This is a genomic window from Pseudomonas sp. H3_C08 (assembly GCF_054669455.1).
Genome location: NZ_CP162803.1, coordinates 1708916 through 1735724, shown reverse-complemented (window position 1 = coordinate 1735724; position 26809 = coordinate 1708916). Strand labels below are relative to the sequence as shown.

General features: G+C 59.4%; 18 protein-coding genes. 7 read left to right on the top strand and 11 right to left on the bottom strand.

Features of this window, described 5'->3' with window-relative positions; all coding sequences use genetic code 11:
- The first annotated feature begins 184 nt into the window (after positions 1-184).
- Both AB4N74_RS07980 and AB4N74_RS07975 read left to right on the top strand, forming a co-directional pair.
- Complete coding sequence (locus AB4N74_RS07980) at positions 185-2362, top strand: TonB-dependent siderophore receptor (RefSeq protein ID WP_460099254.1); 2178 nt, start codon at positions 185-187, stop codon at positions 2360-2362.
- Between the two features lie 137 nt (positions 2363-2499).
- A complete protein-coding gene (locus AB4N74_RS07975) occupies positions 2500-3693 on the top strand; it encodes a GAF domain-containing sensor histidine kinase (protein WP_460099251.1) in 1194 nt (397 codons plus the stop codon).
- Here AB4N74_RS07975 and AB4N74_RS07970 read toward each other — a convergent pair.
- The 3 genes from AB4N74_RS07970 to AB4N74_RS07960 all read right to left on the bottom strand — a co-directional run bounded on the left by AB4N74_RS07970 (position 3690) and on the right by AB4N74_RS07960 (position 6404).
- Entirely contained in the window at positions 3690-4331 is a 642-nt protein-coding gene (locus AB4N74_RS07970; protein WP_093433198.1) for a LysE family translocator, read from the bottom strand. The two genes, AB4N74_RS07975 and AB4N74_RS07970, sit on opposite strands and share 4 nt — an antisense overlap.
- 1000 nt (positions 4332-5331) lie before the next feature.
- Positions 5332-5673, bottom strand: a complete 342-nt coding sequence (locus tag AB4N74_RS07965; RefSeq protein ID WP_095126388.1) for a hypothetical protein — start codon at positions 5671-5673, stop codon at positions 5332-5334.
- A gap of 86 nt (positions 5674-5759) precedes the next feature.
- Entirely contained in the window at positions 5760-6404 is a 645-nt protein-coding gene (locus AB4N74_RS07960) for an ATPase (RefSeq protein WP_460099247.1), read from the bottom strand.
- Positions 6405-6575: 171 nt separating this feature from the next.
- On the opposite strand from AB4N74_RS07960, the gene AB4N74_RS07955 reads away from it, so the two are divergent.
- From AB4N74_RS07955 to AB4N74_RS07945, 3 genes are all read left to right on the top strand, one after another.
- Positions 6576-6824, top strand: a complete 249-nt coding sequence (locus AB4N74_RS07955; protein ID WP_093433206.1) for a hypothetical protein — start codon at positions 6576-6578, stop codon at positions 6822-6824.
- Between the two features lie 147 nt (positions 6825-6971).
- Complete coding sequence (locus AB4N74_RS07950; RefSeq protein ID WP_116255600.1) at positions 6972-8129, top strand: GGDEF domain-containing protein; 1158 nt, start codon at positions 6972-6974, stop codon at positions 8127-8129.
- Between the two features lie 8 nt (positions 8130-8137).
- Entirely contained in the window at positions 8138-8632 is a 495-nt protein-coding gene (locus tag AB4N74_RS07945; RefSeq protein ID WP_093433212.1) for a PaaI family thioesterase, read from the top strand.
- A gap of 55 nt (positions 8633-8687) precedes the next feature.
- Here the strand turns inward: AB4N74_RS07945 and AB4N74_RS07940 are convergent, their stop codons facing one another.
- The 6 genes from AB4N74_RS07940 to AB4N74_RS07915 all read right to left on the bottom strand — a co-directional run bounded on the left by AB4N74_RS07940 (position 8688) and on the right by AB4N74_RS07915 (position 20365).
- Positions 8688-8951, bottom strand: a complete 264-nt coding sequence (locus AB4N74_RS07940; RefSeq protein WP_093433215.1) for a PAAR domain-containing protein — start codon at positions 8949-8951, stop codon at positions 8688-8690.
- Between the two features lie 52 nt (positions 8952-9003).
- A complete protein-coding gene (locus AB4N74_RS07935; RefSeq protein ID WP_257354789.1) occupies positions 9004-9411 on the bottom strand; it encodes an Imm1 family immunity protein in 408 nt (135 codons plus the stop codon).
- Positions 9412-9416: 5 nt separating this feature from the next.
- Positions 9417-14144 carry an RHS repeat-associated core domain-containing protein gene (locus tag AB4N74_RS07930; protein ID WP_460099240.1) on the bottom strand — a complete coding sequence of 1576 codons (4728 nt, stop codon included), beginning with the start codon at positions 14142-14144 and terminating at the stop codon, positions 9417-9419.
- Complete coding sequence (locus AB4N74_RS07925; protein WP_460099237.1) at positions 14141-17065, bottom strand: type VI secretion system Vgr family protein; 2925 nt, start codon at positions 17063-17065, stop codon at positions 14141-14143. Before AB4N74_RS07925 ends, AB4N74_RS07930 begins: the two co-directional genes overlap by 4 nt.
- Before the next feature lie 126 nt (positions 17066-17191).
- Positions 17192-17707: an Hcp family type VI secretion system effector gene (locus tag AB4N74_RS07920; RefSeq protein WP_008084998.1), complete on the bottom strand. Its 516-nt coding sequence runs from the start codon at positions 17705-17707 to the stop codon at positions 17192-17194.
- Positions 17708-18160: 453 nt separating this feature from the next.
- A complete protein-coding gene (locus AB4N74_RS07915) occupies positions 18161-20365 on the bottom strand; it encodes an OsmC domain/YcaO domain-containing protein (RefSeq protein ID WP_460099233.1) in 2205 nt (734 codons plus the stop codon).
- A 221-nt stretch (positions 20366-20586) separates the two neighbouring features.
- Between AB4N74_RS07915 and AB4N74_RS07910 the strand changes: the two genes are divergently transcribed.
- Positions 20587-23199, top strand: coding sequence for a bifunctional diguanylate cyclase/phosphodiesterase (locus tag AB4N74_RS07910; RefSeq protein WP_460099231.1), 2613 nt, complete (start codon positions 20587-20589; stop codon positions 23197-23199).
- 44 nt (positions 23200-23243) lie between these two features.
- Here the strand turns inward: AB4N74_RS07910 and AB4N74_RS07905 are convergent, their stop codons facing one another.
- Positions 23244-23459 carry a hypothetical protein gene (locus AB4N74_RS07905; protein WP_093433233.1) on the bottom strand — a complete coding sequence of 72 codons (216 nt, stop codon included), beginning with the start codon at positions 23457-23459 and terminating at the stop codon, positions 23244-23246.
- A 211-nt stretch (positions 23460-23670) separates the two neighbouring features.
- A complete protein-coding gene (gene ppk2, locus AB4N74_RS07900; RefSeq protein WP_257354778.1) occupies positions 23671-24486 on the bottom strand; it encodes a polyphosphate kinase 2 in 816 nt (271 codons plus the stop codon).
- Between the two features lie 189 nt (positions 24487-24675).
- Here ppk2 and AB4N74_RS07895 point away from each other — a divergent pair, with 189 nt between their 5' ends.
- Positions 24676-26802: a TonB-dependent receptor family protein gene (locus AB4N74_RS07895; protein WP_460099224.1), complete on the top strand. Its 2127-nt coding sequence runs from the start codon at positions 24676-24678 to the stop codon at positions 26800-26802.
- The last annotated feature ends 7 nt before the right edge of the window (positions 26803-26809 follow it).

The following is a 26809-nucleotide window of genomic DNA, read 5'->3' as shown; positions in this document are numbered from 1 at the left end:
CCCCCGAAAAACCACGACTCTGCGCCAACCCGCGCCGTAGAGCGCCCGCCCGATTGTGAAAAATTCGTTAACTAACTGAGCCGTACGCCTTTCTTCACCCGGAATGATCTGACAGACTAATGCGAATAATTCCTACACGCACTCGCACTGGATTCGTTTTCGTATCATTTGGGGAAGCAGATTGATGTCGTTTTGCACCATACACCGCCGCTCAAACCGTTCACCTAACCTGTTGGCGCTCGCCATCTGCATGGCCAGCATCGCACCGGCACTGGCCGACGAGACAACGCCCGCCACGCCTGAAAAAACCGCGCCGACCACACTGGAACTGGATGCGACTGAAATCGGCGCGACCCAGATGAGCAGCACCACCGAAGACACCCAGTCCTACACCACCGGCCCGATGCGGACGGCGACCAAGCTGTCGCTGACCATGCGCGAAACACCCCAAGCGGTAACGGTGATCACCCGTCAGCGCATGGACGACCAGAACATGACCAGCATCAACGACGTGGTGAAAGGCACGCCGGGACTGTTCCTCAGTCAGGCCAGCGGCCCGGGTCGGCAGACCTACAGCTCGCGCGGTTTCGACATCGACACCATCATGTACGACGGCCTGCCAAGTTCGTACTCGCCGTTCTCGATGGCGGTGCAACCGAATCTGGCGATGTTCGACCGCGTCGAAATTGTCCGTGGTGCGACCGGCCTGGTCACCGGTGCCGGCAACCCTTCGGCGGCGATCAACCTGGTGCGCAAACGCCCGACGGCCGATCAGCGTGTAACCCTCACTGGCGCCGCCGGCAGTTGGGATGACTACCGTGGCGAGATCGACGCCTCCAGCCCGTTGAACGAAAGCGGCACCCTGCGTGGCCGGGTGGTCAGTTCCTATCAAGGCGCCGACAGCTTCCGCGACAAGGAAGAAAACGACCATGGCCTGTTCTACGCCATCGGTGAAGCCGACCTCAGCGACAGCACCACCGCGACCCTCGGCTTCTCGCGTCAGAACGAACAGACCAACTATTTCTGGGGCGGCCTGCCGATCGGCACCAACGGCCACCACCTCGACCTGCCCCGCTCCACCTACCCGGGCACCGACTGGGAAAACCGCAAGCTGCAGATCGATACTGTGTTCGGCGAAGTCGAGCATCGTTTCGACAACGACTGGAAACTGCACGTCGCCGGCTCATCCTCGACCCTCGACGGCGAGTTCTCCGGGACTTACCTGTCGCGTTACGCCGGCCCGCTGGAAACCACGGCCTATCAATCCCATCACACCGACAAGCAGCGCTCGCTCGACGTGTTCGCCAGTGGCCCGTTCGAAGCGTTCGGCCGCAGCCACGAACTGGTGGTCGGCGCCAGCAACCGGGTGTATGACGCGACCACCAAGGAATACGATCCGTACACCACGGCCTGGCCGATTGGCGCGCCCAAGCCTGATTTCGTACGGGACGGCAAAACCCGCAACGTCACCACTCAGGACGCCGTCTACCTGACCACCCGCCTGAGCCTGGCCGACCCGCTGACACTGATTCTCGGCGGCCGCCTCGACTGGTACGACTACGACGACCGCACGGCCGATGGCGACTACAAAGTCACGCGTAACCTGACCCGTTATGCCGGCCTGATCTACAAGCTCGACGACCATCATTCGGTGTACGCCAGCTACACCGACATCTTCACCCCGCAAACCCAGAAGGACCTCGGCGGCAAGGTGCTCGAACCGATCGTCGGCGAAAACTACGAGGTGGGCATCAAGGGCGAGTACTTCGACGGCGCCCTCAACGCCAGTCTGGCGGTGTTCCAGATGGACCAGACCGGTCGTGCCACCCAGGCCGACAATCAGTTCGGTTGCCCGGTCCTGACCTGCTACGGCTCATCGGGCAAGGTACGCAGCCAGGGCGTGGACATGGAACTGCAAGGCGCGCTGACCGACAACTGGCAGGTCGGCGCTGGCTATACCTATACGCGCGCGCACTACATCAAGGACGAAAACCCGGCCAACAACAATCAACGTTTCGAAACCGACACGCCAGAGCATCTGTTCAAGGTGTCCACCGTCTATCGCTTCCAGGGTCCGCTGCAACACTTGCGCGTGGGTGGCAACGTTTACTGGCAGAGCCGCATGTACAACGACGTCGCTCTGGCCAATAACGGCAGCTACCGCCTTGAACAGGGCGGCTATGCGGTCACCGACCTGATGGCCGGGTACGAGGTCAACAAACACCTGGATCTGCAGGTCAACGCGAACAATATCTTTGATCGCGTCTACTACTCGGCCATCGGCTCCAATGTTACGTGGGGCTCCAACGACAACTACGGCAACCCGCGCAGCTATATTCTGACGGCGAAGTACAAGTTCTGAGTCGCTGACCTTCTGATCAGCAACAAACAAGGGCGCCGGGGAAAGCCACGGCGCCCTTGTACTTTCTGGCCTCTTCATTAGTCATGAGCAGCAATAACCGTTAGTCTCTGAGCGAACTCTTCACGAAGCATCGCGCCATGACCAATCCGGCCTTTACCCCTGACATTGACGCGATCCGCAGCATTGACGCAGTGCCAGTCATCCTGAGCATGGTCAAACACCTCACTGGCATGCGTTTCGCCGCAGTCGCGCGGGTCACCGAAAGCAACTGGGTGGCATGCGCTGTCGATGACTCCATTGATTTCGGGCTCAAACCCGGTGGCGAACTGGTACTTGAATCGACCATCTGCCACGAGATCCGCCAGCATAAGCAGCCGGTGATCTTCGGGCACGCCAGTGCGCACCCGGTTTTTTCGCTGCACCACACGCCGAAAACCTATGGGCTGGAAAGCTACATCTCCATTCCCATCGTCAAAGCCAATGGCGACTTCTTCGGCACGCTGTGCGCCATCGACTCGGTCCCGGCCAATATCGACGAACCCGCCATCACCAAAACACTGACCCTGTTCGCTCAATTGATCGCCATGAACCTGGACACCCAACGCCATCTGGAAGCGACCCGAATCGAGCTGAACAACGCCAATGAACTCGGGCGCCTGCGCGAGCAATTCATCGCCGTTCTCGGCCACGACTTGCGCACACCACTGAGCGCGGTGCGCATGAGCGCTGACTTGCTGGAAAGCAAAACCGAAGACAAACGTTCACTCAACCTGATTGCGGCGATTCGCAACAGCTCGGTGCGCATGGGCGTGTTGATCGAAAACATCCTCGACTTTGCCCGAGGACGTCTGGGTGGCGGGATTCCGGTGCAGCGCAAGTTGGTGGACGACTTGCAGCACACCCTGCAATTGACCCTCGCCGAAGTCCAGGTCTCCCATCCCCAAGCGGTGTTTATCCATGAACTGGATGTGCCGGCGGGCATTTATTGCGATGCGCTGCGCATCAGCCAATTGCTTTCCAATCTGCTGGGCAACGCGGCCACCCATGGCTCGAACAGCGCGCCAATCGTCCTCAAGGCGTATGCGGAAAATGACGAGATCGTGATCTCCCTGACCAACCAGGGCACACCGATTCCAGCGCAACTGCTGCCACTGCTGTTTGAACCGTTCTCCCGCGCCGAGGCCGGGCAACGTTGCGAGGGTTTAGGGCTGGGGCTGTATATCGCCTCGCAGATCGCGATGGCGCACAACGGTACATTAAGCGTGACCTCAAGCGCCGAGTCGGGAACCTGCTTCGTGGCGAGACTCCCGGCCCGGTACAAATGGCTTTAAGCCGCCTGCCGCCGCATTGTCAGAATCGCCGCGCCAAAACCGATAAAGGTCGAACCAACCACACGACTGACCCAACGGGACAACGCCGGACGGGTCAGCACGCCCTTCGCGCGCGAAGCCAGCGCGGCGTACACACTCAGTGACGACACTGACAACGCCATGAAGATCGAGGTCAGGATCAGAAACTGCGGCAGCAACGCCGCGCCCTGATCAATGAACTGCGGAAACAACGCAGTAAAAAACATCGTCGCCTTGGGATTGGTCACCGCCGTCAGGAACGCCGACTTGTACAGCTTGCCGCGAGTCGGTCGCACCCTGCCCGCCTCACCTTCAATCCCATCCGGCAGCATCGGCCCCTTTTTGAACAATTGCTTGACCCCGAGGTAGAACAGATACCCGGCCCCGATGATCTTCACCGCGTTAAACAGCACTTCAGAACTGGCCAACAACGCCCCCAACCCCAACATCGCCGCCGCCGACAAACAGAACAGCCCACTGGCATTCCCCAGCGACGACCAGATCGTGCTGCGCTGCCCGTGAGCAAGGCTATTGTTGATCGCCATCAGCGTCGCCGGCCCCGGACTGGCGATGGCAATTGCGGCGACCAGAGTGAAGGTCAATATCGAGTGAGAATCCATTTTCGCTGCTCGCAAGGTTGAAGATGCCGCATCTTACAACAACCGGCTGCATAGCCCAGATCAAAAGCCCCTCACCCTAACCCTCTCCCGGAGGGAGAAGGAACTGACCGAGCTGATTGCCAGAGTTACGCCGACGTGAAATACCGAGCTGAACTGAAATTCAGAAGCAGATCAAAAGCCCCTCACCCTAGCCCTCCCGGAGGGAGAGGGAACTGATCGAGGTGATTGCCAGAGTTACGCCGACGTGAAATACCGAGCCGAACTCAAATCCAGAAGCAGATCAAAAGCCCCTCACCCTAACCCTCTCCCGGAGGGAGAGGGAACTGACCGAGGTGATTGCGAGAGCTACGCCGACGTGAAATACCGAGCCGAACTCAAATCCAGAAGCAGATCAAAAGCCCCTCACCCTAACCCTCTCCCGGAGGGAGAGGGAACTGACCGAGGTGATTGCGGGAAATACACCGACATGAAATACCGAGCTGCACTCAAATTCGGAAGCAAATCAAAAGCCGCACCCACCCCGCTCTCTTCACCACTCCACAGGATGAGCGTTAGCTCGGCTGCAGCTCTTGATCTTGCCGTGCTGGCCCCTTCGGCAGGCTGAGTGGAGGGATTGATCCGGGGGTGGGAGCGCAGCGACCGTTTGGCGAAGCCAAACACAGCGAGAGGAGGTGCAGCGAAGCAAACCGTAGGCGCTGCGCCCGGATCGATCCCGGAGCGAAGGAACCCCGAGCCCCAGCGAGCGGGCCGAACGCCGGGGCCCAGCCTTTTGCTTACTTTTCGGCGTCTGGAAAAGTGAGTCGCTGTAAGAGCGAAACCGCCAGCGGCGACACCCGCAGAAACGGATATTCACAAAGAACACCCAGAGCATGGTCGGCCCAAAGGCCGCCAAGGCACCAAACAAAAAAAAGCCCCGCAAACCGAATGAAAGACGCGAGGCAAAAAATTGGTTGGTTGCGGCCAACCAAAGGAGCTCAGTCAATACGTAAAAAAGCCAAAATCAGATGCAATCCTGCGCCGCCCGCTCAAAACTCGAAGGCAAAAGATTCGAAGCCAGCAAATGGCGCTCATAGATAAACACCTTGCCGCCATTACCGGCCTTATAAGCCTCCAGCACGTTGTCAGCAGAAATCTTGCTCGGCACCACAATCCGATAACTACGCTGAGTCTGCGAAACCGTCGGATTCAATGCACTGCCCTGCAACTTCGGCACAACACAATCGGCGTACTGCGCAGGCGTCTTGCTGGTCTGCAACGTCAGGCTCGGATTGTTCGGCGCCGAAGCGCAACCGGCGAGCAGCAAAGAGGCAACGGCCAGAGCGGGCACAAATAAAAGACGCATCGGTGTCATCCTGAAAATAAAGGTTCGGTTCAACCGGCAACGGTTCAGCCTCACGGAGCCGCCGTCGCCATTTATGTTTTAAGTGATCAGCTCGACGCCACCAGCGCCTTGAGCGACACATCGAATTGCTTCAACGCGTTGAGTTGCAGGTCACGCTGCTTGCCGATCTGTGCAGCGATGGCCGGTGCCGCCTGGTTATGCACCCAGACCGAAGGCAACTGCTTCTCGACGGCGCCTTCTGCCTTGCCGATGTATTGCAGGTCGGCGTCGTAGAAGCGTGCGGTAAAACGCGCTTCAACCAGACTGTTGCGCTGCGTCAGCAAGCGGTTGAAGGTGTCGAGCTTCACCACCACGTCCGGATGCGCCTGTACCAGGGCATCAAGGTTGTCGTAAACGATTACCGACAAGAACTGCTGTTGCAGCGAACTCACCAGCCAGTCGATGGCCAGCTCCGGATCGGAACTGTCGACGAACGCTTCACGAATCCGCGAATCCAGCGCGTCTTTCGCGCCGTTGACCGCCATGTCATGGTAACGCTCAAGGTATTGCAGGTTGTCCAGGGTGTTCTCGCTGAGCAACACACCCACGGTTTGCGAATGCTGCAACGTGGCGCTGCTGCCCGTGATGGTCTGGAAGTGACACGACCCGGCGTCGGCTGCGTAAGTCGGAGCTGTGAACAGTGCGCCGCCTGTCAGCAGGGCGACAAAAGCCAGTCGGGTCAGGGTGTTCATCGCGCAAATTCCTTGAGCTGCGTGTTCGATGGAAGCGATTTTCCGCCGAATGCCGACAAAGCAGAACTTGCGTTTCGTGATGGTCACTATTACTTCTAGCAATAGTTGCGCGACGTGCAGACTGATACACACTCAACCACAACGAGAAAAACAGCCCATGAGGAGTTCGCCTTGAGAACGTTTGACCTGATCCGTGACGCCGTTCTGCCCGATTTTCGTGAGCGTGTGGCCGAATACCTGGTTCAGTACGAAAGCGTATTGCTGGACAAAGGCATTACCGACCCGCAGCTCATCCAAGACACCGCCAACCAGTTGCGCGGTTACCTGCGCGGGCTTAACACCACCCGGGTGCTGGGCATGGCCTATTGGGAAGAGCTGGATCGCCGAGTTGTCGACACCTGGCTTGAGCCCAAGCCATGACCGATCGGCACGGCGGTCAGGGTGGCGGTGAGCGACCGCGCCCTCCCCGCTGCCAATGATCTGCGCGGCAACACGACCTCTGCGAAAAAACCGCCCGAACGCTTACAATCGCCGGTCAAACTGCCACTCAGACAGGCTCATCAAGAAATGCCGCTCGACCCACCTACGATGCTGACCCTTTCCATCGCCCTCGCAGCCGCCGCAGCGCTGTACCTGGCGATCGAATGGCGCAGCATTCGTGAGCCTTCGCTGCTGTTCTGGAGCGCCGGTTTTGCCACCATCACGGTCGGTTCCACCCTGGCCCTGCTGCGCAGCAGCGGCTTTTTGCTGATCGGCATCTGGTTCGCCAACGGCCTGCTGGTGACCGCGCATTTCCTGTTTCTGCTCGGCGTCGCGCGTTTCACGCAGATACGCTTGTCGACGGCCTGGTACCTGATCTTTGTCACCTGGCTGGTCTTGCTGCTGTTGCCGGAGGGGCCGCTGTGGTCGAAGGTCATGCTGGCGGCCAATTCGTTGCTGGTGGCGTTGTCGACCCTCAAGGCCAGCTCGCTGCTGCGCCCCCATGGCAAATCGTTGAGCGTCGGCGCGGTGCAGTTGCGCTATGTGCTGCTCGGTCACGGTATTTTCTACGTGGCCAAAGCGCTGACTGTGGTGATCCCCGGCACGCTGATCGATCTGGCGGCGTTTCGCGGCGAGATCATTCAGATTTCCCTGGTCGAGGGCGCGATGGCAATCATGTTGATCGCCCTGTCGATGACCGGCACCGAGCGTTATCGCCGCGAAAAACAGATCGCCCGCCTCGCCGAACGCGACCCGCTAACCGCTTTGTATAACCGCCGCGCCCTGGAAAAACGCGCACCGCGCCTGTTCGAGCAGGTTTCGCCGGCGCATCCCGGCGCCTTGCTGCTGATCGACATCGACAACTTCAAACTGGTCAACGACCAATACGGCCACACCGCCGGCGATCGTTTGCTGATTACCTTGAGCGAGATGATCCGCTCGGTGCTGCCGCGCAATGCGCTGACGGCGCGCCTGGGCGGTGACGAGTTTGTCATTTTGCTCAGCAGCACCTCGGGTGAGCGCGTCATGGAACTGGGCAACGCGTTGCGTGAGCAGTTTCTGAGCATGACCTCCCAGACGTTCCCGACCACCGCTGCGGTGACCCTGAGCATCGGCGCCAGCCTGTTCGACAAGCCGCCCGCGCACCTGACGGCGCTGATCGAACAAGGTGACGCCGCCCTCTACGAATCGAAACGCGGCGGACGCAATCGTCTGCGCCTGACCGGACTCACTCCTCCAGGATAATAAAAACCATGTCCAGCCTCGTTACCCCTTTGCAAGACCTCGCAGCACCCGAAGGCGTTTGCTACGGCTGCGGTGGCCGCAACCCGCACGGTCTGCACGTCAAAAGCCGCTGGCACGAAGACGGCGTTCACGTGATCGCCGAACACCTGCCGGACGCCAAGTACTGCGGCTGGCCGGACCTGGTCTACGGCGGCCTGCTCGCGATGCTGGTCGACTGCCATTCCAACTGGACGGCCATGGCCTACCACTACCGCGCCGAACACCGCGAACCCGGCAGCCTGCCGCGCATCGACTGCGTCACCGGTAACCTCGGCATCAAATTCATCAAGCCGACACCGATGGGCGTGACGCTGACTCTGCGCGCGAAAGTCGAGGGTGACGTCGGGCGCAAGACCCGGGTGATCTGCGAGGTGTTTGCCGGGGAAGTGCTGACGGCGGTGGGCGATTCGGTGTTTGTGCGTGTCGATACCGGGCAACTGGCGGATGCGGCACACGGGCGATAAACCTGGCGAGCCTGCCTGCCTTGTCGAACCGTTACCGGCAGGCCCTGGCGACTGTTCAACTGACCACAGCCCCTTTGGGGCCGCTGGCAATCAGGGCGGCGCCACAAGCGGTTTTCATGCCGTCCAACGCCACAGGCGTGCCATCAACGGTGTAAGTGCTACTGCCCTCGGCGATGGGGAAAATCCCTTTGCACAGAGGGCAGCTTACCTTGTGTCCGACACCGGCAATGGGCTTGCCATTGAGATCGGTTTGAGAGAATGCCTCAAGGACCGTGCCACCATGCGTGGTGGAGTCACCCAAGCGAATCGCGTCTTTCACAGCATCACTCCTTTGCCGTTCAATCAGGCCCGACGGTCTGACCTTCGCCCCCTCATTCTTCAATCTCCCACGCCAATCCCGGGTCCGCTTTGCCGTGTTCGCAAAAATACAGCAACGCTTTCCGGGCACTTTCTTTGCCGACAACCTGGTTTTTCGGGTAACTCCCGGACTGCCCACCGACGACGACATCAACCGTCTCATCGCTTGATGCATCAGAAGTGGTCAGTGTGTACAGCTTCTCGTCGACGTTGACCGCGATAAACACAACATAGCGATGGTCGTTCCCCCCGCCCACGCTCATGTAGTTATCGTCATCGAGCAAAAACAGTGTCGAACTGCACGCCTTTCCATCCAGTCGATCCAGAGTTTCGAGTACCTTTGCGCGGTCGGGACTCAAGTGCTCTCGCTCTTTGAAAGTCTCGCCCTTTGCTTCGTCTTCTATGATTTTTTCCAGCTTCATGATCACTACTTCGTTGGTGTGTAAGTTCGGCTGCCACTGGGTGAATGCACGGTAATATTACATCCCAGATTTCGAGCCAGTGAACGAATACCCCCTGCGCCCGGCAACCCACAAGCCTTGCACGGATCGCGGTCGACCCACATTTCGGCACTTTCGGCTTTACCTGCCATGCCCGCATTCACGGCATGTTGCACCGCTTCAGCCTCCGCGTGGGTTTTGGTTTGCGCATTTACCCGATCGAGGGTAATCGCCGTCTTGGGATTCTGATCACCTGAGTTTATACCCTCGAAACTCTGACCATTGACCCTCAATAAAGACAATGTCGATGTGTCATTGGCAGAACCTGCGACGGGTAGACCCAAGGCTTTCCTGCGGTCAGCCAGTTGCTGCCGTGGATCACAGGTTTCCAGGCCCAGCGGATCGATCCAGCCCGTCGGGTTTGGTGCATAGACATAAAGATTCAAGCCACCGGCATAGCTGATCGGGTCTTTGCTGATGAAACGACCGACCTGCGGATCGTAGTACCTGTAGCGGTTGTAATGCAGGCCCGTCTCATGGTCATGGTACTGCCCCTGAAAACGCAGTGGATTCGTCAGCCCTTGTTGCCTGGCCCGATCTGAACGCTGTTCCTGAACTTGGCCCCACGCCTTGTATTGCGCACTCCAGACGATTTCACCTCGCTGGTCAGTCAGTTCCTGTGGCGTGCCCAAGTGATCGCACTGATACCAGCTCAACTCATCGATCGGTTGGGCCTTGGGTGCGTGGCTCCACAACGGATCATCGTCCAGTCGATATTCGTCGCTGTAGTCGGGCTGCTCCGACAGTTTGATTGCCTGATGCCGCAGTGCCTGAGCGACAGGCACAAAGGTGCCAGGCTCGTACACGTAATGCACGGTACGACCATAGTCACCATCCACCTGTGCCAGGCTACTTTCCCAGGCTAGAACGTCACCGTCCCAACCATATAACGTGAAGCCGCAACCCGACTCGCGCTGCTTGCGTGCGTATTCGTGATGGTTCCATTGAGAGCCGGCTTCAGGGTGCTGTTTAAAGTGCGCACGGGAGTGTTTGTAAACCCTGCGGCCCAGCGCATCGTAGGCGTAATCGACCTCCAGACGGGCGTCGTCAAAATGCACCAGACGGTCGAACAGATCCCAGCGCAGCCGGCTGTAACTGCCGTTATGCCAGCGCTGGATCAGGTTGCCCCGCTCGTCATACTCATAATGAGTGCCGGCGTACTCGCGCAGCAGGTTATCCAGAAGCTTGCTGCGGGTCGGGTCCTGATCCAGCGGGCGTCGGGTTTGCCGGGCCGTATCGTCGAGCAGATTGCCAGCCGGGTCGAAGGCAAAGGTTTCCACACCCAGGCGACTGCTCGCCTGAAGCAGACGACCGACCGGGTCGTATTGATAAGCCAACGTCCCTCGGCGAGTATCGTCAATACCGCGCAACTGACCTGCCGCATCGTACTGATACTCGCGTTTGAGCACAGTGCGCTTATCGTCGGCGCGCCCCAGCAGTTGCTCCTGCAAACGTCCGGCGGGGTCCCACTGCTGGGTTTGCAACAGATGATTGCCCTGATGCCGCGCAACTTCACGATGCAGGTCGTCGCGCTCGAAACCGATAAGGTCATGTTCATCGAGGCGCATGCCCAACAGATGACCGCTGCCGTAAGTCAGCCAACTGACCCGATGACCGTCCGGACGCAGCGTGGCCACTCGCTGATTGAGCGCATCGTATTCATGTCGCCAGATCGCGACCGAGGGTTTTTCCAACCCCAGAAAATGCTGATGTTCGCGCAGCAGGTTGCCAGCCGGGTCATGGAACCACTGCAAGCGGCTCTGATCGTTACTGGCCAGCACCAGGTTGCCGTTACCATCGTAGGCGAAGGTTTCCGCTTGCGACTCGCTGCCCAGCGTCGCCAAACGGCTGATCATCCGGTTCATCGGGTCGAACTGGAATTCGGTGAGGCGCTCGCCGTCGCGAATGGAGGCCAATCGCCCGGTCTCGGTGTCATAGCGATAGTGTTTGCTGCGCCCATCGAAGCCGGTTTCATGGAGCAAGCGCCCTACCGGATCGTACTCGAACTGCACCCGCTGCTGGTTCTCGTTTTCCAGGGCGGTCAGCCGCCCCAGTCGGTCCCAGCGATAGCGCAACGTCTGCTCCGTGGCATCCACTCGCTCGGCCACCAGCCCCGCAGCCGTGTAACGCCAGGAGGTGCAGCGGTCCAGCCCGTCGACATGCGCCAGCAAACGACCTTCAGCATCGTAAGTGAAACGTTCTTCGGTTTTATCCGGATGCCTGATCAGCACCCGCTGGCCGGCACGGTATTGGTACTCGGTGCTTTGCCCGGCCGCGTCGGTGAAGCAAATCAACTGCCCAAGACTGTTGTACTCCCAGGTACTGGCCTTGCCGGAGCAGTCGGTATATTTCGTCAGTTGACCGGCATCGTTGTATTCAAGTTTCTTCTCGGCGCCGTTGGCGTCCTTGATCGCTTTGAGCAGGCCTGCCGAGGTGTAGGCGTATTCGGTCTGGTTGCCCAATGGGTCAATGGCTTTCTCCAGATTGCCGTGAGCATCATAGTCGCGCAGCCAGAGCCCGCCTTCGGCGTCGCTGATCTTGATCAACTGATCTTGATCGTCATACGCAAAATGCACGACGGTGTCGTCGGCACGAATATGCTCAAGCACATTGCCCCGTTCGTCATAGCTGAAGCGGTCGATGCTGCCGTCGGTGTGCACATGGCGCACGACGTTTTTCGCCTCATCGCGAAACAGCCATTCCGAGCGTTCATCCGGGTGTCGAATGCGATAGGTGTAGCCAAGGATGTCGTAGTAGTGCCAGGTCTCGTTGCCATGGGCATCGGTGACATACGTCAGGCGGATGTTTTCGTCCCATTCCAGCCGGGTATCGAAACTGCCGTCATCCGCCCATTCGCGGACGGCTTTGGCATCAGCGCCCTGACCTTGCCATTGCAGGTTCATCCCGCGCCCGGTGCGATCGGTGTAACGCGTGACCAGATGGTGCTGGTATTGATAATTCCAGGCCGCGCCGTTTTCATCCTGGGCCTGGATCAGATCACCGCTGGTGTCGTAGCGATAGGCACACAATTGACGCTTGGGTGCACCGTCGCGAATTTCCCAGAGACCGATCAGGTGTCCTTGCGCGTCGAGCAGGGTGCCGAGCTGCAAGTGGACGTTGCTGATATCGCCTTCGTAGGTAATCAGATCCGACAACACCGCCTCGTCGTCATGACGGTGTTCGTAGTGAAGCATGACCCCGGCACCGCTGCGCAGGACGATACCGATCAGCACGTAACGCTGACCGCGGCGCACGTAGGTTTCCTTGCGCTCGATACCGCTGCACAGCACCAGCCGGTTTTCGTCGACCCGCACCAGCGTCAGGCTTTCAACCGGGTCGTAATGGGCCTCACCGACTTTGGGCAGTGGGTAGTTGTGGCTACGTCCATCTGCCGCGTGAAACACCAGGCCGTCATCGACGCGATCGAAACGGGTGGTGAATTCGGTAATCCAGCGAGCGCCCATGTCCCCTTTGTCATAGGCCTCCAGGCGCGAGTAATACGTGCGCGTCCAGTTGATCGGGAACGGGCCCGGCAGGCTGAAATCAGTGTGACGGAAAGTCTCCGAGCCCATCGAGAAACTGATGCTGTGCGCGGTAATCGGGCACACCACGTTTTTTCTGCAATTAGGGTCGGCTTTCGCCCCGGCTTGCTTGGACTGCATCTCAAGCTGACCTTCCCCGGCCTTGCGCTTGGCCTGGGTGGTGCCGCCGGGTTTGACGTTCGTACTCTGACCATGCGCCTTGCGCTTACGCCAGGTGACCACGGCGCCACCGAGCATCTGCAACAGCCAGCCGATGGAGTGTTGAACACCCGGATCGCTGAGCTTCTTCAGCTGTGTTCGCAGCTCTACGCCCAAAGTCCGCAGCATGGACGTATTGCTGAGCACCAATGCCTTGGCTTTTTCCGGCAGCAGGTTTTTCGCTGCGCTGTTGGCTACGCCCTTGCCGGCGGCCTTGTAGGCACTGAACGCTGCACCAAAGATGTTACCGATGGCCGCTTTGGGGTCATGCAGTAACTGGCTGCGCGCCGCCGTGATCTTTGAACCCGCAGCGTTGAGGTCGCCCTTGGCATCGAGTTTGCCATTGACGACGGTTTCCAGCCCCTTGGCAATCTCGTTCACCGCGCTCTGGCCCAGTTTGCCAGCGTCGTCGAGAATGCCAGCGAGTTTGGGCTGCGCCTGTTTTACGAAGTCATCGATCGTGCCGACAATGGTCGCGTTCAAATGCCCGATCAACACTTCGATCAGCGAATCACCCAGAAGCATCTTCGCGCTGTTACGCAGTTCCTGGCGCACCAGGCCCAATGTCGGACGCAGCGTCATGCGTGCCGATGCCATGGTTGGAGGGGCCGGCAGTACGCCAATCAGGTTGATCCCCAGGCTGACCCAGTCCAGCACTTGGCGCTGCTTACTTTTGGCCAGGGTCACGATGTCGCCAAGGGCGTCGACCAGCGCCATGATGTTACCCACCACCGGCAAGGCGCCGGCAACGTTCTTCACACGGTCGAGCGTGACAACCCCGCCACTGATCGACTGCAGCCAGGCATCGAATTTGGCGGCGCCGCGACCGACGTCTTGAATATCGATGGTGTTGAGCGGAACGACAGCAACCTGGGGTTCACGTTTTTTATCGGGCGCAGGAGTCGGAGTAGTCATGACATGAACTCATCTGGCAGCAAGCTTGAGGCCGGACTCAGGCCGGGCGTTTGAATCGCGTTTTTGGGCAACGAAACGGCAGGCAAACTCGGCAACTTGCCGTTCTTGCTCGCGGCGCCGAGGATGCTCGACGCACTCGGCAACGCCGCACTCGCCAATTTCGGCAATCCAGCCGCGCCACCCTGCACAACACCCTTAACCTGCTGCGCTGTTTGCATCGCACCTTGCGCCGTCTGCATCGCACTCATCCCTGTTTGCGCCATGTCCTTGCCCTTCTCCAACATCTCCCAACTCTTGCTCGGCAACACTTGAGCGACCATTGCTTGCACCTGACTTGGCACCTCTTCGGCCCCCGGCGGATTCAACGGCCACTCAGGTTTACCGATGTAACTGCCATCGCTCCACGTATCCGCCGGATCTTTACCGAACAGCACTTGCGCCGGCCCCGGTGCGGCGCCGGTGACGCTGGCGAAACCTTTGCCATCGAGCTTGCCCTTGATGCTTTTGCCCAGGGCATCGATGACTTCGTAGTCGCCTTCCTTGATGCCCTGACGCCCGGCGTACTGGTTGAACAATTCAAGGTTGCCCTTGCCCGGTTTCGGCGGTTCCGGGAATACCCCGGCCAAAGATTTCGCGCCGGTGTAGGCGAAGTTCGCCGCGTGCGCGGTGTACGGGCCGCTGGTGGCGTGGGTGATGCCGCCGGCGTTGTAGGTGGTGGCGCTGCCGCCGCCCTGGATCACCAGTTCGGTTTTCGCGGTGATGGTGATGCGGTCGGCGTTGGCGGTGATGTTGAGTTTGGCCAGCAGGTTGATGCTGTCCTTCAGCGCGCGCACATCGATGTCGCCGGAGGCCGCGACCAAGCGCCAGCCCATGCTTTGCACGAACAGGCGCATGCCCCGACTGGCGCTGGCCAGCAGGCGTTTGCCGATCGACAGGCTGGTGTGGCCGGTGCTGCTCAATGCCAAATGTTCGCCAGTGGCGATGTGGGTTGAGCGCGGCGTGGACAGGGCGATGCCGGCCGGGCTGGCGAGAACCAGATGCGGTTCGGTGAATTCGGGGAATTCGTTGGCGGTGAGGTTGGCCGGACCGCTGCCGACTACGCCTTGGTGCTGCGCGTGCAAGGCCTTGGCCACGTCGTCCTGGTCGCCCGCCTCCTGGGCTTGCAACTCTTTGGCTTGAACGGCGAATCCATCTTGCTGATCGCTCGCAGTCGCGAGGCGCTCGGCGGTTTCCGGCAGATCCTTGTGGTGCTTGGATTCGTTCGGACGCGGCTCGGTGGTGATCAACAGACCGGCAGCCGCACGCACCGCACCGTGGCGATCAGTTCTTAACTCGAAACCTTCACCACGCGGCTGCCCCCCGCTCGGGCGCGGATGGGTCAGGTAACCGAGGTTGATCGCGCTCGCGCCGTGATCACTGCGCAGCGCGATGCTGATCTCGCTGGTGGTGTCGTCGATGCGCAGTTCGTTGGCGCGGCTGCCCTTGTATTCCTTGCTCTTGACCGTGGCCAGGGTCTTGAAATCCGGCAGCTTGTACGGCGGCAGATTCGCGCCGTGGTACAGGCAACCGGTGATCAGCGGCTGATCGGGATCGCCCTCGAGGAAGGTGATCAACACCTCCATGCCAACCCGCGGAATATTGATCGAACCAAAGGTTTCCGCCGCCCAGCTCGATGCCACCCGCATCCAGCAACTGGTCATGTCGTCGTGCTTGCCTTCGCGGTCCCAGAAGAACTGCACTTTCACCCGGCCGTACTGGTCGCAGTAGATCTCTTCGCCTTCAGGGCCGCAGACCACCGCACTTTGCGTGCCGAGGACTTTCGGTTTCGGGTGATCGAGCGGCGGACGGTACGGCACGTCCCATGGGATCGCGCTGAAGCGGTTGCGATAGCCCTGGTGGAAATCGTCTTTGTTGTCGGTGGTGTCGCTGGTCACCGACTCTTCGAGCACCTGAGGCTGCTTGCCTTCGTGGAAGATTTCAGTGAGCAGCCAGAGGTCGTTCCAAGTCGGGTTGGCGTGGTCGGTCAGGGCGAGGAAATGCCCGCTGACCAGAATCGGCTGATCGCTGTTGCCTTCGGCTAGACGATAGTCGCTGCGATGACGTTCCAGCGCGCGATTGGCCAGGTGTTTGCCGCGCTCGCGATCAACGAAACGACCCGGGTAATCGTAGTCCTCGAGGTCCGGCTGGGCGCTGCTTTTGGCGTCGCTTTCCAGCTCGATCTTCGGTTTGACGAAATCGTAATCGCGGCGCGTGGTGCGACTGGTGCGGGTCGCCAGACGCAGGCCGAAACGCTTGACCACCGGTTTGTCGGCGACCAGTCCGGAGTCCTGCTGATAGGCCACCGGCGCCAATTTCGGGAACACCGTCTGGTCATCGCCGAATGTCAGCTTGTGGCCGCTGGACGTGTGCTGGAAGTGGTAGTGAATCCCCTCCTCCTCGCACAGGCGCTGGATGAAATCCAGGTCCGATTCGTCGTACTGCACGCAGTAGATCCGTTCCGGATAAATCGCGCTGAGCTGGAAGTGGTAGTCGCTGGCGAGAATGCCGTGCTCTTCCAGGACCTGGCTGATGATCTGTTGCACGGTCATCTGCTGGAAGATGCGCTGGTTGACTCGATGCGCGAGGTAGGCCAGTTGCGGGCGCAGGTAAATCTTGTAGCGGGTCAGGCGCTTGCCCGCCTCGCCTTGGGCAATGCTGTAGACCAGCCCGTGAATGCCAGTGCCGGTTGGCGACAGCTGAAGAAACGCCAGTTTGTGCAGCACGCTTTCGAGGTTGATCGAGGCCTTTTCACTGACCAGTTCCAGCTCGAATTCGAACGGCGTGTTAAGGGCCTCACGACCGGTGAACGACAGCACCTGGAAATCGCGGTCGATGCCATCGACGGTCAGATTGAAATGAGGCTGGTTGGCCGGTGAGAACATTCCCTTGTCCCTCGCGCAGTGCTGCAACACGCCTCAGGGTGCAAGAGCCTGAGGCGAAGAATTCCTTGATCGAACAGTGAACTCGACCAGTCAGACTGGTCGAGTCGGTATCACTATCAGCCGCGATTAAACGACTGGAGCACGCCAGTCATCGGAACCCGAAGTACCGGAAACTTCATGGGTCCAGGTGATTTTGCGGTAGGTGAACTGCACTTCTTCCAGGTGGGTGAAGTGCGCGTTGCCTGGATCCTGGCAGTTGTGCATTTTGTTGTTGATGGCGACGATGATCGCGTCTTCCAGTTTGGTGGTGTAGTAATGCTCTTGGGTGCCTTGCGCCGAAGTGCGGTACCACTGGATAACGATTTCGCTCATGCGCTCGCCGGAGGTCAGCGCCGCTTGCAGCAGAGGCGAAGCTTTGTCGTAGACCTTGGTGATGACCACTGGCTTGTGCACGCGCTGACCGGTTGGCTGACCGGATTGCGGGTCACGCGGGATGATCACGTCGTGGGTGAACGCCTGAACCATCACCTGGTCTTCGTGGCCTTCTTGAAAGGTGTTGCCAACGGAATCGGCAGTAAATGCGCCGGCAGTGATCAGGCCTTGTTTTTCGCCAGTGACGGACATGTACGCGGGGGTTGCCATGGAATGCTCTCCTTGCTCAAAAGACACAAGCGACAGGCACCATTGCCTGTCCGTGCGAATTTGGATATATCAACTTTCATGCCAGTCATTACATTGCCATTGTTCATCAACAACTTGTGTAAACAACTTCAACAAAAGTAGCTATTGCAGCCAGGAAGAGTCGTCGTAAGTGCGCAACTTCTTGCGCAGTACTGCGCAAGAAGTTGCGCACTTGGCTGCACGCCCTGAACGGCGTGGCCTGTAGCGATTTTCAGGAATGTTTTCTGGAAACAACTGCGCAACTTCTTGCGCAGTTGCTAAAAAGCGTTTTCATCGTCAATCGACGAAAAATCTCCAGATAGCCTTACTCTCGTTGACGTTGCATCAACGCAGTTTTGCTGAGTAGGCAAAACATCGCGCGTAAAGAAAAGCCAGGCAACTGCCTGGCTTTTCTGGTCAGCGGAAATAATGTAGTCAGTGCGAAGAAGCCGTCACATTCGCCCGCGCCGTGTGCAGCTTTTTATAGCTCTCGATCAAGCGCAAATGCCGATCCAGTCCTTCCAGCTTCATGCTCGTCGGCGTCAGGCCATGGAAGCGCACGCTGCCGTTGACCGAGCCAATCGCTGCATCCATACGCTCGTCACCGAACATGCGGCGGAAGTTGGCTTCGTAGTCTTCCAGTTGCAGATCCTCGTCCAACTCCATCTCCAACACCACGTTGACCGCTTGATAGAACAAGCCGCGCTCGACGGTGTTGTCGTTGTATTGCAGGAACGCTTCGACCAGGTCTTTAGCCTGTTCGTACTTCTGCAGCGCGAGGCAGATCAGCAGGCGCAGCTCCAGAATGGTCAGCTTGCCCCACGGCGTGTTGTCGTCGAACTCGACGCCGATCAGCGTGGTGATCTCGGTGTAATCGTCCTGCTCGCTGTTTTCCAGGCCTTGGGCGAGGTTGCGCAGGCCGACCTTGCTCAGGGTGTGCAGGTTGAGGATGTCGGCACGGAATTGCAGGGCTTTGTTGGTGTTGTCCCAGATCAGGTCTTCGACCGGGTAGATCTCCGAGTAGTCTGGCACCAGGATGCGACAGGCCTTGGCGCCGATGTGCTCGTAGACCGCCATATAGACTTCTTTGCCCATGTCTTCGAGGATGCCAAACAGCGTTGCAGCCTCTTCGGCGTTGGAGTTTTCGCCTTCGCCGGAGAAGTCCCACTCGACGAATTCGAAGTCCGGTTTGGCACTGAAGAAGCGCCACGACACCACACCGCTGGAATCGATGAAGTGCTCGACAAAGTTGTTCGGCTCAGTCACGGCCTGGCCGGAGAACGTCGGCTGCGGCAAGTCGTTCAAACCTTCAAAACTGCGGCCCTGCAACAGCTCGGTGAGGCTGCGTTCCAGCGCCACTTCCAGGCTCGGGTGCGCGCCGAACGAGGCGAACACGCCGCCGGTTCGCGGGTTCATCAGGGTCACGCACATCACCGGGAATTCGCCGCCCAGCGACGCATCCTTGACCAGCACCGGGAAGCCCTGCTCTTCCAGGCCTTTGATGCCTGCGAGGATGCTCGGGTATTTCTCCAGCACTTCTTGCGGCACGTCCGGCAGGGCCATTTCGCCTTCAAGGATTTCGCGTTTGACCGCGCGCTCGAAGATCTCCGACAGGCACTGCACTTGCGCTTCGGCCAGGGTATTGCCGGCGCTCATGCCGTTGCTGAGGTAAAGGTTTTCGATCAGGTTGGACGGGAAGTACACCACTTCGTTGTCGGACTGGCGCACGAACGGCAGCGAGCAGATGCCACGCTGGGTGTTGCCGGAGTTGGTGTCGAACAGGTTCGAGCCACGCAATTCGCCGTCACGGTTGTAAATCTTCAGGGTGTACTCGTCGAGAATTTCGCTCGGCAACTCGTCCTTTGGCCCTGGCTTGAACCACTTCTCGTCCGGGTAATGCACGAACTCGGCGTTGGCGATTTCTTCGCCCCAGAACTGATCGTTGTAGAAGAAGTTGCAGTTCAGGCGCTCGATGAACTCGCCCAGCGCCGAGGCCAGTGCGCCTTCTTTGGTCGCGCCCTTGCCGTTGGTGAAGCACATTGGCGAATGCGCATCGCGAATGTGCAGCGACCAGACATTGGGCACGATGTTGCGCCACGAGGCGATTTCAATCTTCATGCCGAGGTCGGCGAGGATGCCCGACATGTTGGCGATGGTCTGCTCCAGCGGCAGGTCCTTGCCGGCGATGAAGGTGCCTGCGTCCGAACCGCCCACCGGCATCAACAAGGCCTGGGCATCGGCGTCGAGGTTGTCGACTTCTTCGATGATGAATTCCGGGCCGGTCTGCACAACCTTCTTCACCGTGCAGCGATCGATGGAACGCAGGATGCCCAAGCGATCTTTCTCGGAGATGTCCGCCGGCAACTCCACCTGGATCTTGAAGATCTGGTTGTAGCGGTTTTCCGGGTCGACGATGTTGTTCTGCGACAGGCGAATGTTTTCCGTCGGGATGTTGCGCGTGTCGCAGTACAACTTCACAAAGTACGCCGCACACAACGCCGAAGACGCCAGAAAGTAGTCGAACGGCCCCGGCGCCGAACCATCGCCCTTGTAGCGGATAGGCTGATCGGCGATCACCGTGAAGTCGTCGAACTTGGCTTCAAGTCGAAGGTTGTCGAGAAAATTGACCTTGATTTCCATGCGGGATTACCAGAATACGGCTAAACGAATGGCCGCCATTATCCGGTTTTTGCGCGGGAAGTCTTGCCCTTTCGGGATTGGCCGCTGATCGGCGCGCTGCACTTGGGGAGGCAAATCACGCGGGTTTCACTACGCTTTCAATGCAGTCCCCCAGAAGAATCTGAACATTGCGCCCGCGCCGTGGTTCTAGATTCAGAAGACAGCGGATCAAGGACGAGCACATGGACCTTTCCAGCTTTGCAGCCCCGCTTCCACCGCGCCAGAGCGCCGTCACCCGCCGCCTGGCCTTCGCGGTCGGTGCGCTGTTTGTCAGTGGCGTGATTGCTGCCGCCGTGGCCTTGCTCGGCATTGCCGAACGCCTCGACAACGACGAGATCAACAAAACCCGCTTCTATTCCGCTCGCGCGCTGGAAAACCGCATCACCGCCTCGAAAAACTACATCACCAGCTACGCCTACTGGACCACGGCCTACGAGCATTTGAGCGGTCAGGTCGACACCGACTGGGCCTACACCGAGCAGAACCTCGGCAAGACCCTGTTCACCACCGACGGTTATGACGGCGTGTTCGTGCTCAACCGTGAAGGCACCCGTTACGCGGTGGTGCGCGGGCAAATGGTCGCTGCCGAGTTGTCCGCGTTCGTGCAGGTGAGCGCCACGGAGTTACTCGATCAAGCGTTGGGCCAAGGTGATCTGACCAAGCCGGTCAGCCGCTATTCACTGTTCGAAGGCTGGCCGGCGCTGGTCTCGGCGGCAGCGATTATTCCCAACGATGAGCGACCACTCGGCGACCCGCAGAAAACTTCGGTGCTCGTGTTCGTCGACAAACTTACGCCGACCAAATTGCGTCTGATCGGTAGCGGTTACGGCTTGAACAACCTGACCCTGGCGCCGGACGAGACCATCGACCCGCAGCGCCCTCGGGTGCCACTGGACAACACCGGTTACAGCCTGATCGCCGATCTGGAGCGGCCCGGGCAACATTTATTGTGGTCACTGTTGCCACCACTCGGCGCGACGATAGTGGTGCTAATGCTGCTGACCGCGTACTTCTTCCGCCACGCGTTGCGGTCATCGCAGTACGTCGATCAGAGTTTTGCTGTCATGCAAACTTCCAATCACGCTCTGGAGAACGCCAACCGCGAACTGGAAGCCAGCGAAGAACGCTTTCGCGCGGTGGCCGAAGCCGCGTCGGACTGGATCTGGGAAGTCGACCGCACCCTGGCACTGACCTACCTTTCGGCACGCTTCAGCGCAGTGACCGGTTACCCGCAAACCCTCTGGCTGGGGCAAGACATCGGTCAACTTCTGTTTTGCGACACCACGCCTCTGGAACTGTGGCTGAGGAATCTCACCGAGCAAGACAGCGCCAGTGACTTGCGTTGCACCTACCGTGACCACGCCGGCCAGCAACGCCACTGCCGGCTCTCCGCCCGGCCGATCTTCGACAAGCACGCGGTCATCGGCTATCGCGGCACCGCCAGCGACATCACCGACGAAGTGGCAGCCCATGCGCAAATCCAGCATCTGTCGATGCACGACGCCCTCACCGGCCTGCCCAATCGCAACAAACTCGCGCGTTATCTGGATGAAGCGCTGCTGCTCAAGGAGCACGCGCCGCCGCTGTCGCTGCTGATGATCGACCTCGACAACTTCAAACCGATCAACGATTCGCTCGGCCATCCGGCCGGTGATGCCGTGCTGCAGGAAGTCGCCGTACGCCTGCGTGAATGCACTCGCGAACTGGACATCGTCGCGCGTCTGGGCGGCGACGAATTCATCGTGGTGCTTAATGGCATGGACAGTCACCACGAAATCGACAAGTTCTGCACCCGCCTGATCGCCAGCCTGCATCAACCGGTGGTCTTCGAGCAGCATCCGCTGCACATCGGCGCCAGCATCGGCATCGCGCTCAGCCGGCGCCACAGTTATGTGCCCAGCGACCTGATCCGTTACGCCGACATTGCCCTGTATCAGGCCAAATCCGAGGGCAAGAACACCTGGTGCTATTTCGAAGCGCACATGAGCGATCAGATCCAGACCCGCCGACAACTTGAGGATGACCTGCGCCACGCGCTCAAGCACAACGAATTCATCCTGCACTATCAGCCGCGCTACAAGATCGATGGCAAGCACATCGTTTCGGTCGAAGCGCTGGTGCGCTGGCAACATCCGACCAAGGGCCTGCTCGGCCCTGACCTGTTCATTCCGTTGGCGGAGCAAACCGATCTGATCGTTCCGCTGGGTCGCTGGGTATTGCGCGAAGCCTGCGAAACCGCGCTCGGCTGGCCGGAAGACATCCTGCTGTCGGTCAATCTGTCGCCGGCGCAATTTGCCCTCAGCGATGTGGTCGAGGATGTTCGCGAAGTGCTGGTACAGACCCGTTTCCCGGCCAGTCGCCTGGAACTGGAGATCACCGAGAACGTGATGCTCAACGACACCGACTGCGCGCTGACCACCATGAATGCCCTGAAGGAATTGGGTGTGCGCCTGAACATGGACGACTTCGGCACCGGTTACTCATCGCTCGGTTACCTGCGCGCTTACCCTTTTGACGGGATCAAGATCGACAAGCGCTTTATCGCCTCGATCAGCAGCGGCACTAACGATCGCGCGGTGGTGCAGGCGATCATCGGCCTGGGCAAGGCCATGGGCCTGACCGTGACTGCCGAAGGGGTCGAAACTGAAGAACAGCTGGATATTCTCGGGGTCGATCAATGCAATGAGGTGCAGGGTTACTTTATGAGCCGGCCGATCGACAAAGCAGCGTTTGCGCGGTTGCTGCAGGATTCCAGAGGTGCACAGTTGAAAGCGAAGACAGGTCGAGTGACCTGAACGGCTACAGGGCGGATCCATCGCTGTAGCCGTTTGCGCCGGGTTCAACCGTTTGATCGCCCCGTATCCCCGATGAACACATTGCCCGCATCCCGCACCAGTTGCCGCCACTCGGCGCTGGTGATCAGTCCCTGCTCCTCCATTTCATCGGCTGCCTTGAGCAGTTCGTCGTACTGCTCTTCCGGGTCCAGACGCATCTGCGATTGCGTCGCCAGCTTTCGCCATGCCGCCAGTTTTTCTTGTTTGCGCTGATCGAACATCGGGAATGATCTCGTGAGGGACTTCCCCGGTAGAAAGAAAGGTCAGCGCAGTGGTTCAGCGCAGTCGACGGATGGACTGTTTGCTTTGGATACACCACCGAACCCTGTAGGAGTGAGCCAGCTCGCGATAGCGGATTGTCTGTGGCGGATGTGTTGGCTGAAACACCGCTATCGCGAGCAGGCTCACTCCTACAGGGATTGGGGCAGTTTGTCAGAACTTCTCGGCCACGCGCCGGTATGGATAATCCGGATCCCGGTACTTGCCCGGTTTCTGCCGTTTGGGCAGCTCGATTTTCTCGCGTTTCACATCCTCATACGGAATGCGGCTGAGCACATCGGTGATGATGTTCAGCCGTGCGCGGCGCTTGTCGTTGGAGTCGGCCACCAGCCACGGCGCGTGTTCGGTGTCGGAGTGTTTAAACATTTCATCCCGAGCCCGTGAGTAGTCGTACCAGCGGCTGTAGGACTTCAAGTCCATGGGTGTCAGTTTCCAGGTCTTGCGACCATCGTTGATTCGCGCTTCGAGCCGGCGGGTCTGCTCTTCGGGGCTGACTTCCAGCCAGTACTTGAGCAGGATCACTCCGGACTGGACGATGGCGTGTTCAACCAAGGGAATCGATTTGAGAAATTTGTCAGCCTGCTCGTCGGTGCAGAAGCCCATCACCCGCTCGACACCGGCGCGGTTGTACCAGCTGCGATCGAAGATCACTATTTCGCCCGCTGCCGGTAGATAAGGCAGATAACGCTGCACATGCATCTGGCTTTTCTCGCGATCGGTCGGTGCCGGCAACGCCACCACGCGAAAGACACGCGTGCTGACGCGCTCGGTCAACGCCTTGATCGTGCCGCCCTTGCCGGCGCCATCGCGCCCTTCAAAAACGATGCAGACCTTGACGCCCTTGGCGATCACCCAGTCCTGCAACTTGACCAGTTCGACATGCAGTTTGCGCAAATGGTCGAGGTAATCCTTGTTTTTCAGCTTCAGACTTTCAGGCGCTGTGGCGGCCTTCTTTTTGCCTTTTGCCATGACCTTGGCCCTCTCCAATAAATGCAGAAACAGACTGTTGATTGACGGGATACACCAGACACGTGAGGTTAGTTCATGCCGTGCTGTTTGCCATTGCCGGGCAAAAAGCAAAATTGCCATGTGTTTCCTTCGTTCTTTGTTGCGTCGCACTGTTCATTGCCCTGCCCTTGTCTGCCTGGAGTTTTCTCGATGCCCGCGTCCAAATCCCTGCCCGCCGCCCTGCTCGGTCTGGCTCTCGCCGGCCCGGCAATGGCCGAGACTCAAGGTCTGGAACTGGGGCAAGTGCTGATTTCGGCTGACGAGCAAAGCGGCTCAGACGCGAGCATTGAAGAGGCCAAAACCCGTCTTGAACAGGTCCCCGGCGGCACCAACGTGGTCGACATGCGTCAGCCGTTGCAGGGCCGCGTCGCGAGCAATCAGGATGTGCTGGCCTATCAGCCGGGCGTTTATGCGCAGTCGGCGGGCAACGAAGGCGTGAAGATCTCGGTGCGTGGCTCGGGCATTAACCGCGCGCCGGGCGCCCATGCGTCGGGGCTGTACACGATGCTCGACGGCCTGCCTCTGACTGGCCCGGGCGGCACGCCGTATGAATTGCTCGAACCGCTGTGGGTCGATCACGTTGAAGTACTGCGCGGCGCCAACGGCTTTGATCGCGGTTCGCTGGCACTGGGCGGCGCCATCGATTACGTCAGCCACACCGGCTACAACGCGCCGAAACTGCAAGTGCGTTATGCCACCGGCAGCCACGGCTATCAGCAGCGCCAGGTCAGTTCTGGACAAGTGCTCGGCGATTTCGATTACTACGTGTCGCTGACTGATTCCAACGCCGACGGCTATCAGGATCACACCGACAGCGAGAGCAAAGGCGTGATCGCCAATTTCGGCTATCGCTTCAACCCGAACCTGGAAACCCGTTTCTATATCCGTTACCGCGAGACCGACAACGACCTCGCCGGCCGCGTGACCAAGCACTCCATCGAGCACTCGCCTCGCGCGGCCAATCCGTCCTATGTGGCACGCGATGACAGCCGCAAGCAGCCGGGCAGCACGTTCATCGGCAACAAGACCACCTATTACATCGACGACGATTCAAGCATTCAGACCGGTCTCGTTTACCACGACTACCCGATGGACCTGCGCGAAGGCCCGAACCGCTTGAAAGTCGCCTACACCGACGTCAGCGGCACCTTCGACTACAAGCGCCGCGACACGATTTTCGGCATGGAAAGCCGCAGCAACGTCGGCCTGCGCGTGACCAAACACCTGCCCAACGACGGCGCCAGCGAGTTCGTGCGCATCCCCACCGGCAACACCGCAAGCTACGTGCCGGGCACGCGCATGCGTAACTTCACCTATCAGGGTTCCGACACCGTTCTGCATTTTGGCAACGACCTGGAAATCGCCGACGACCTGTGGCTGACCACCGGCCTCGCCGCCATCTACACCCGCCGCGAAAGCGCCGTGACCTACCCGCAAAGCGGCGGCAAAACCAGCATGAACGACTGGGATTACGCGCCACGCCTCGGCCTGCGTTACCAGATCACCCCGGATCTGCAAGTATTCGGCAACCTCAGCCGATCGGTTGAAGCGCCGCATCCGTGGTCGCTGATCTACAGCTCCAACGTTCGCTTTGCGCCCGGCAACGGCCCGGCGACGGGCACGCAAAAAGACCCGATCAAACTGCAAAACCAGACCGCGACCACACTGGAGCTGGGTGGCCGTGGCGACAGCGCCGTCGGCGAATGGAGTCTGGCGTGGTACTACGCGCAAGTGCGGCATGAATTGTTGTCGGTGTTGCCGGATGCCAACGCCGTTACACCTTATGAGTTGAACGCCAGCCCGACCGTGCACCAAGGCGTTGAGGCGAGCCTGAACAGCAAACTGTGGTCGGCGGCCGATGGCCGTCAGTTGAGTTTGCGTCAGGCGTATACCTTCAGTGATTTCCACTATCGCGATGATGATCGTTTCGGCGACAACCGCCTCCCCGGCCTGCCGATGCATTACTACCAGGGTGAGTTGCGTTACGACTGGCCGCAGGGGTTCTTTGCGGCGGTGAATACGCAATTGGTGTCGAAGGTGGCAGTGGATTACGCCAACAGCTATTACGCCGATCCTTACGCACTGTTCGGTGCGACGCTGGGTTACAACGCGCCGAAGGGTGACTGGCAGACGTGGGTGGATATGCGCAATTTGACCAACAAACACTACGCGGCAACGGTCACGCCGGGGTATGACGACAAGGGACTGGATGCGGCGCGGTCTACTCCGGGTGAAGGGATGGGGGTTTATGTCGGGGTGTCGTGGAGTCTGCTCTGATACCTAA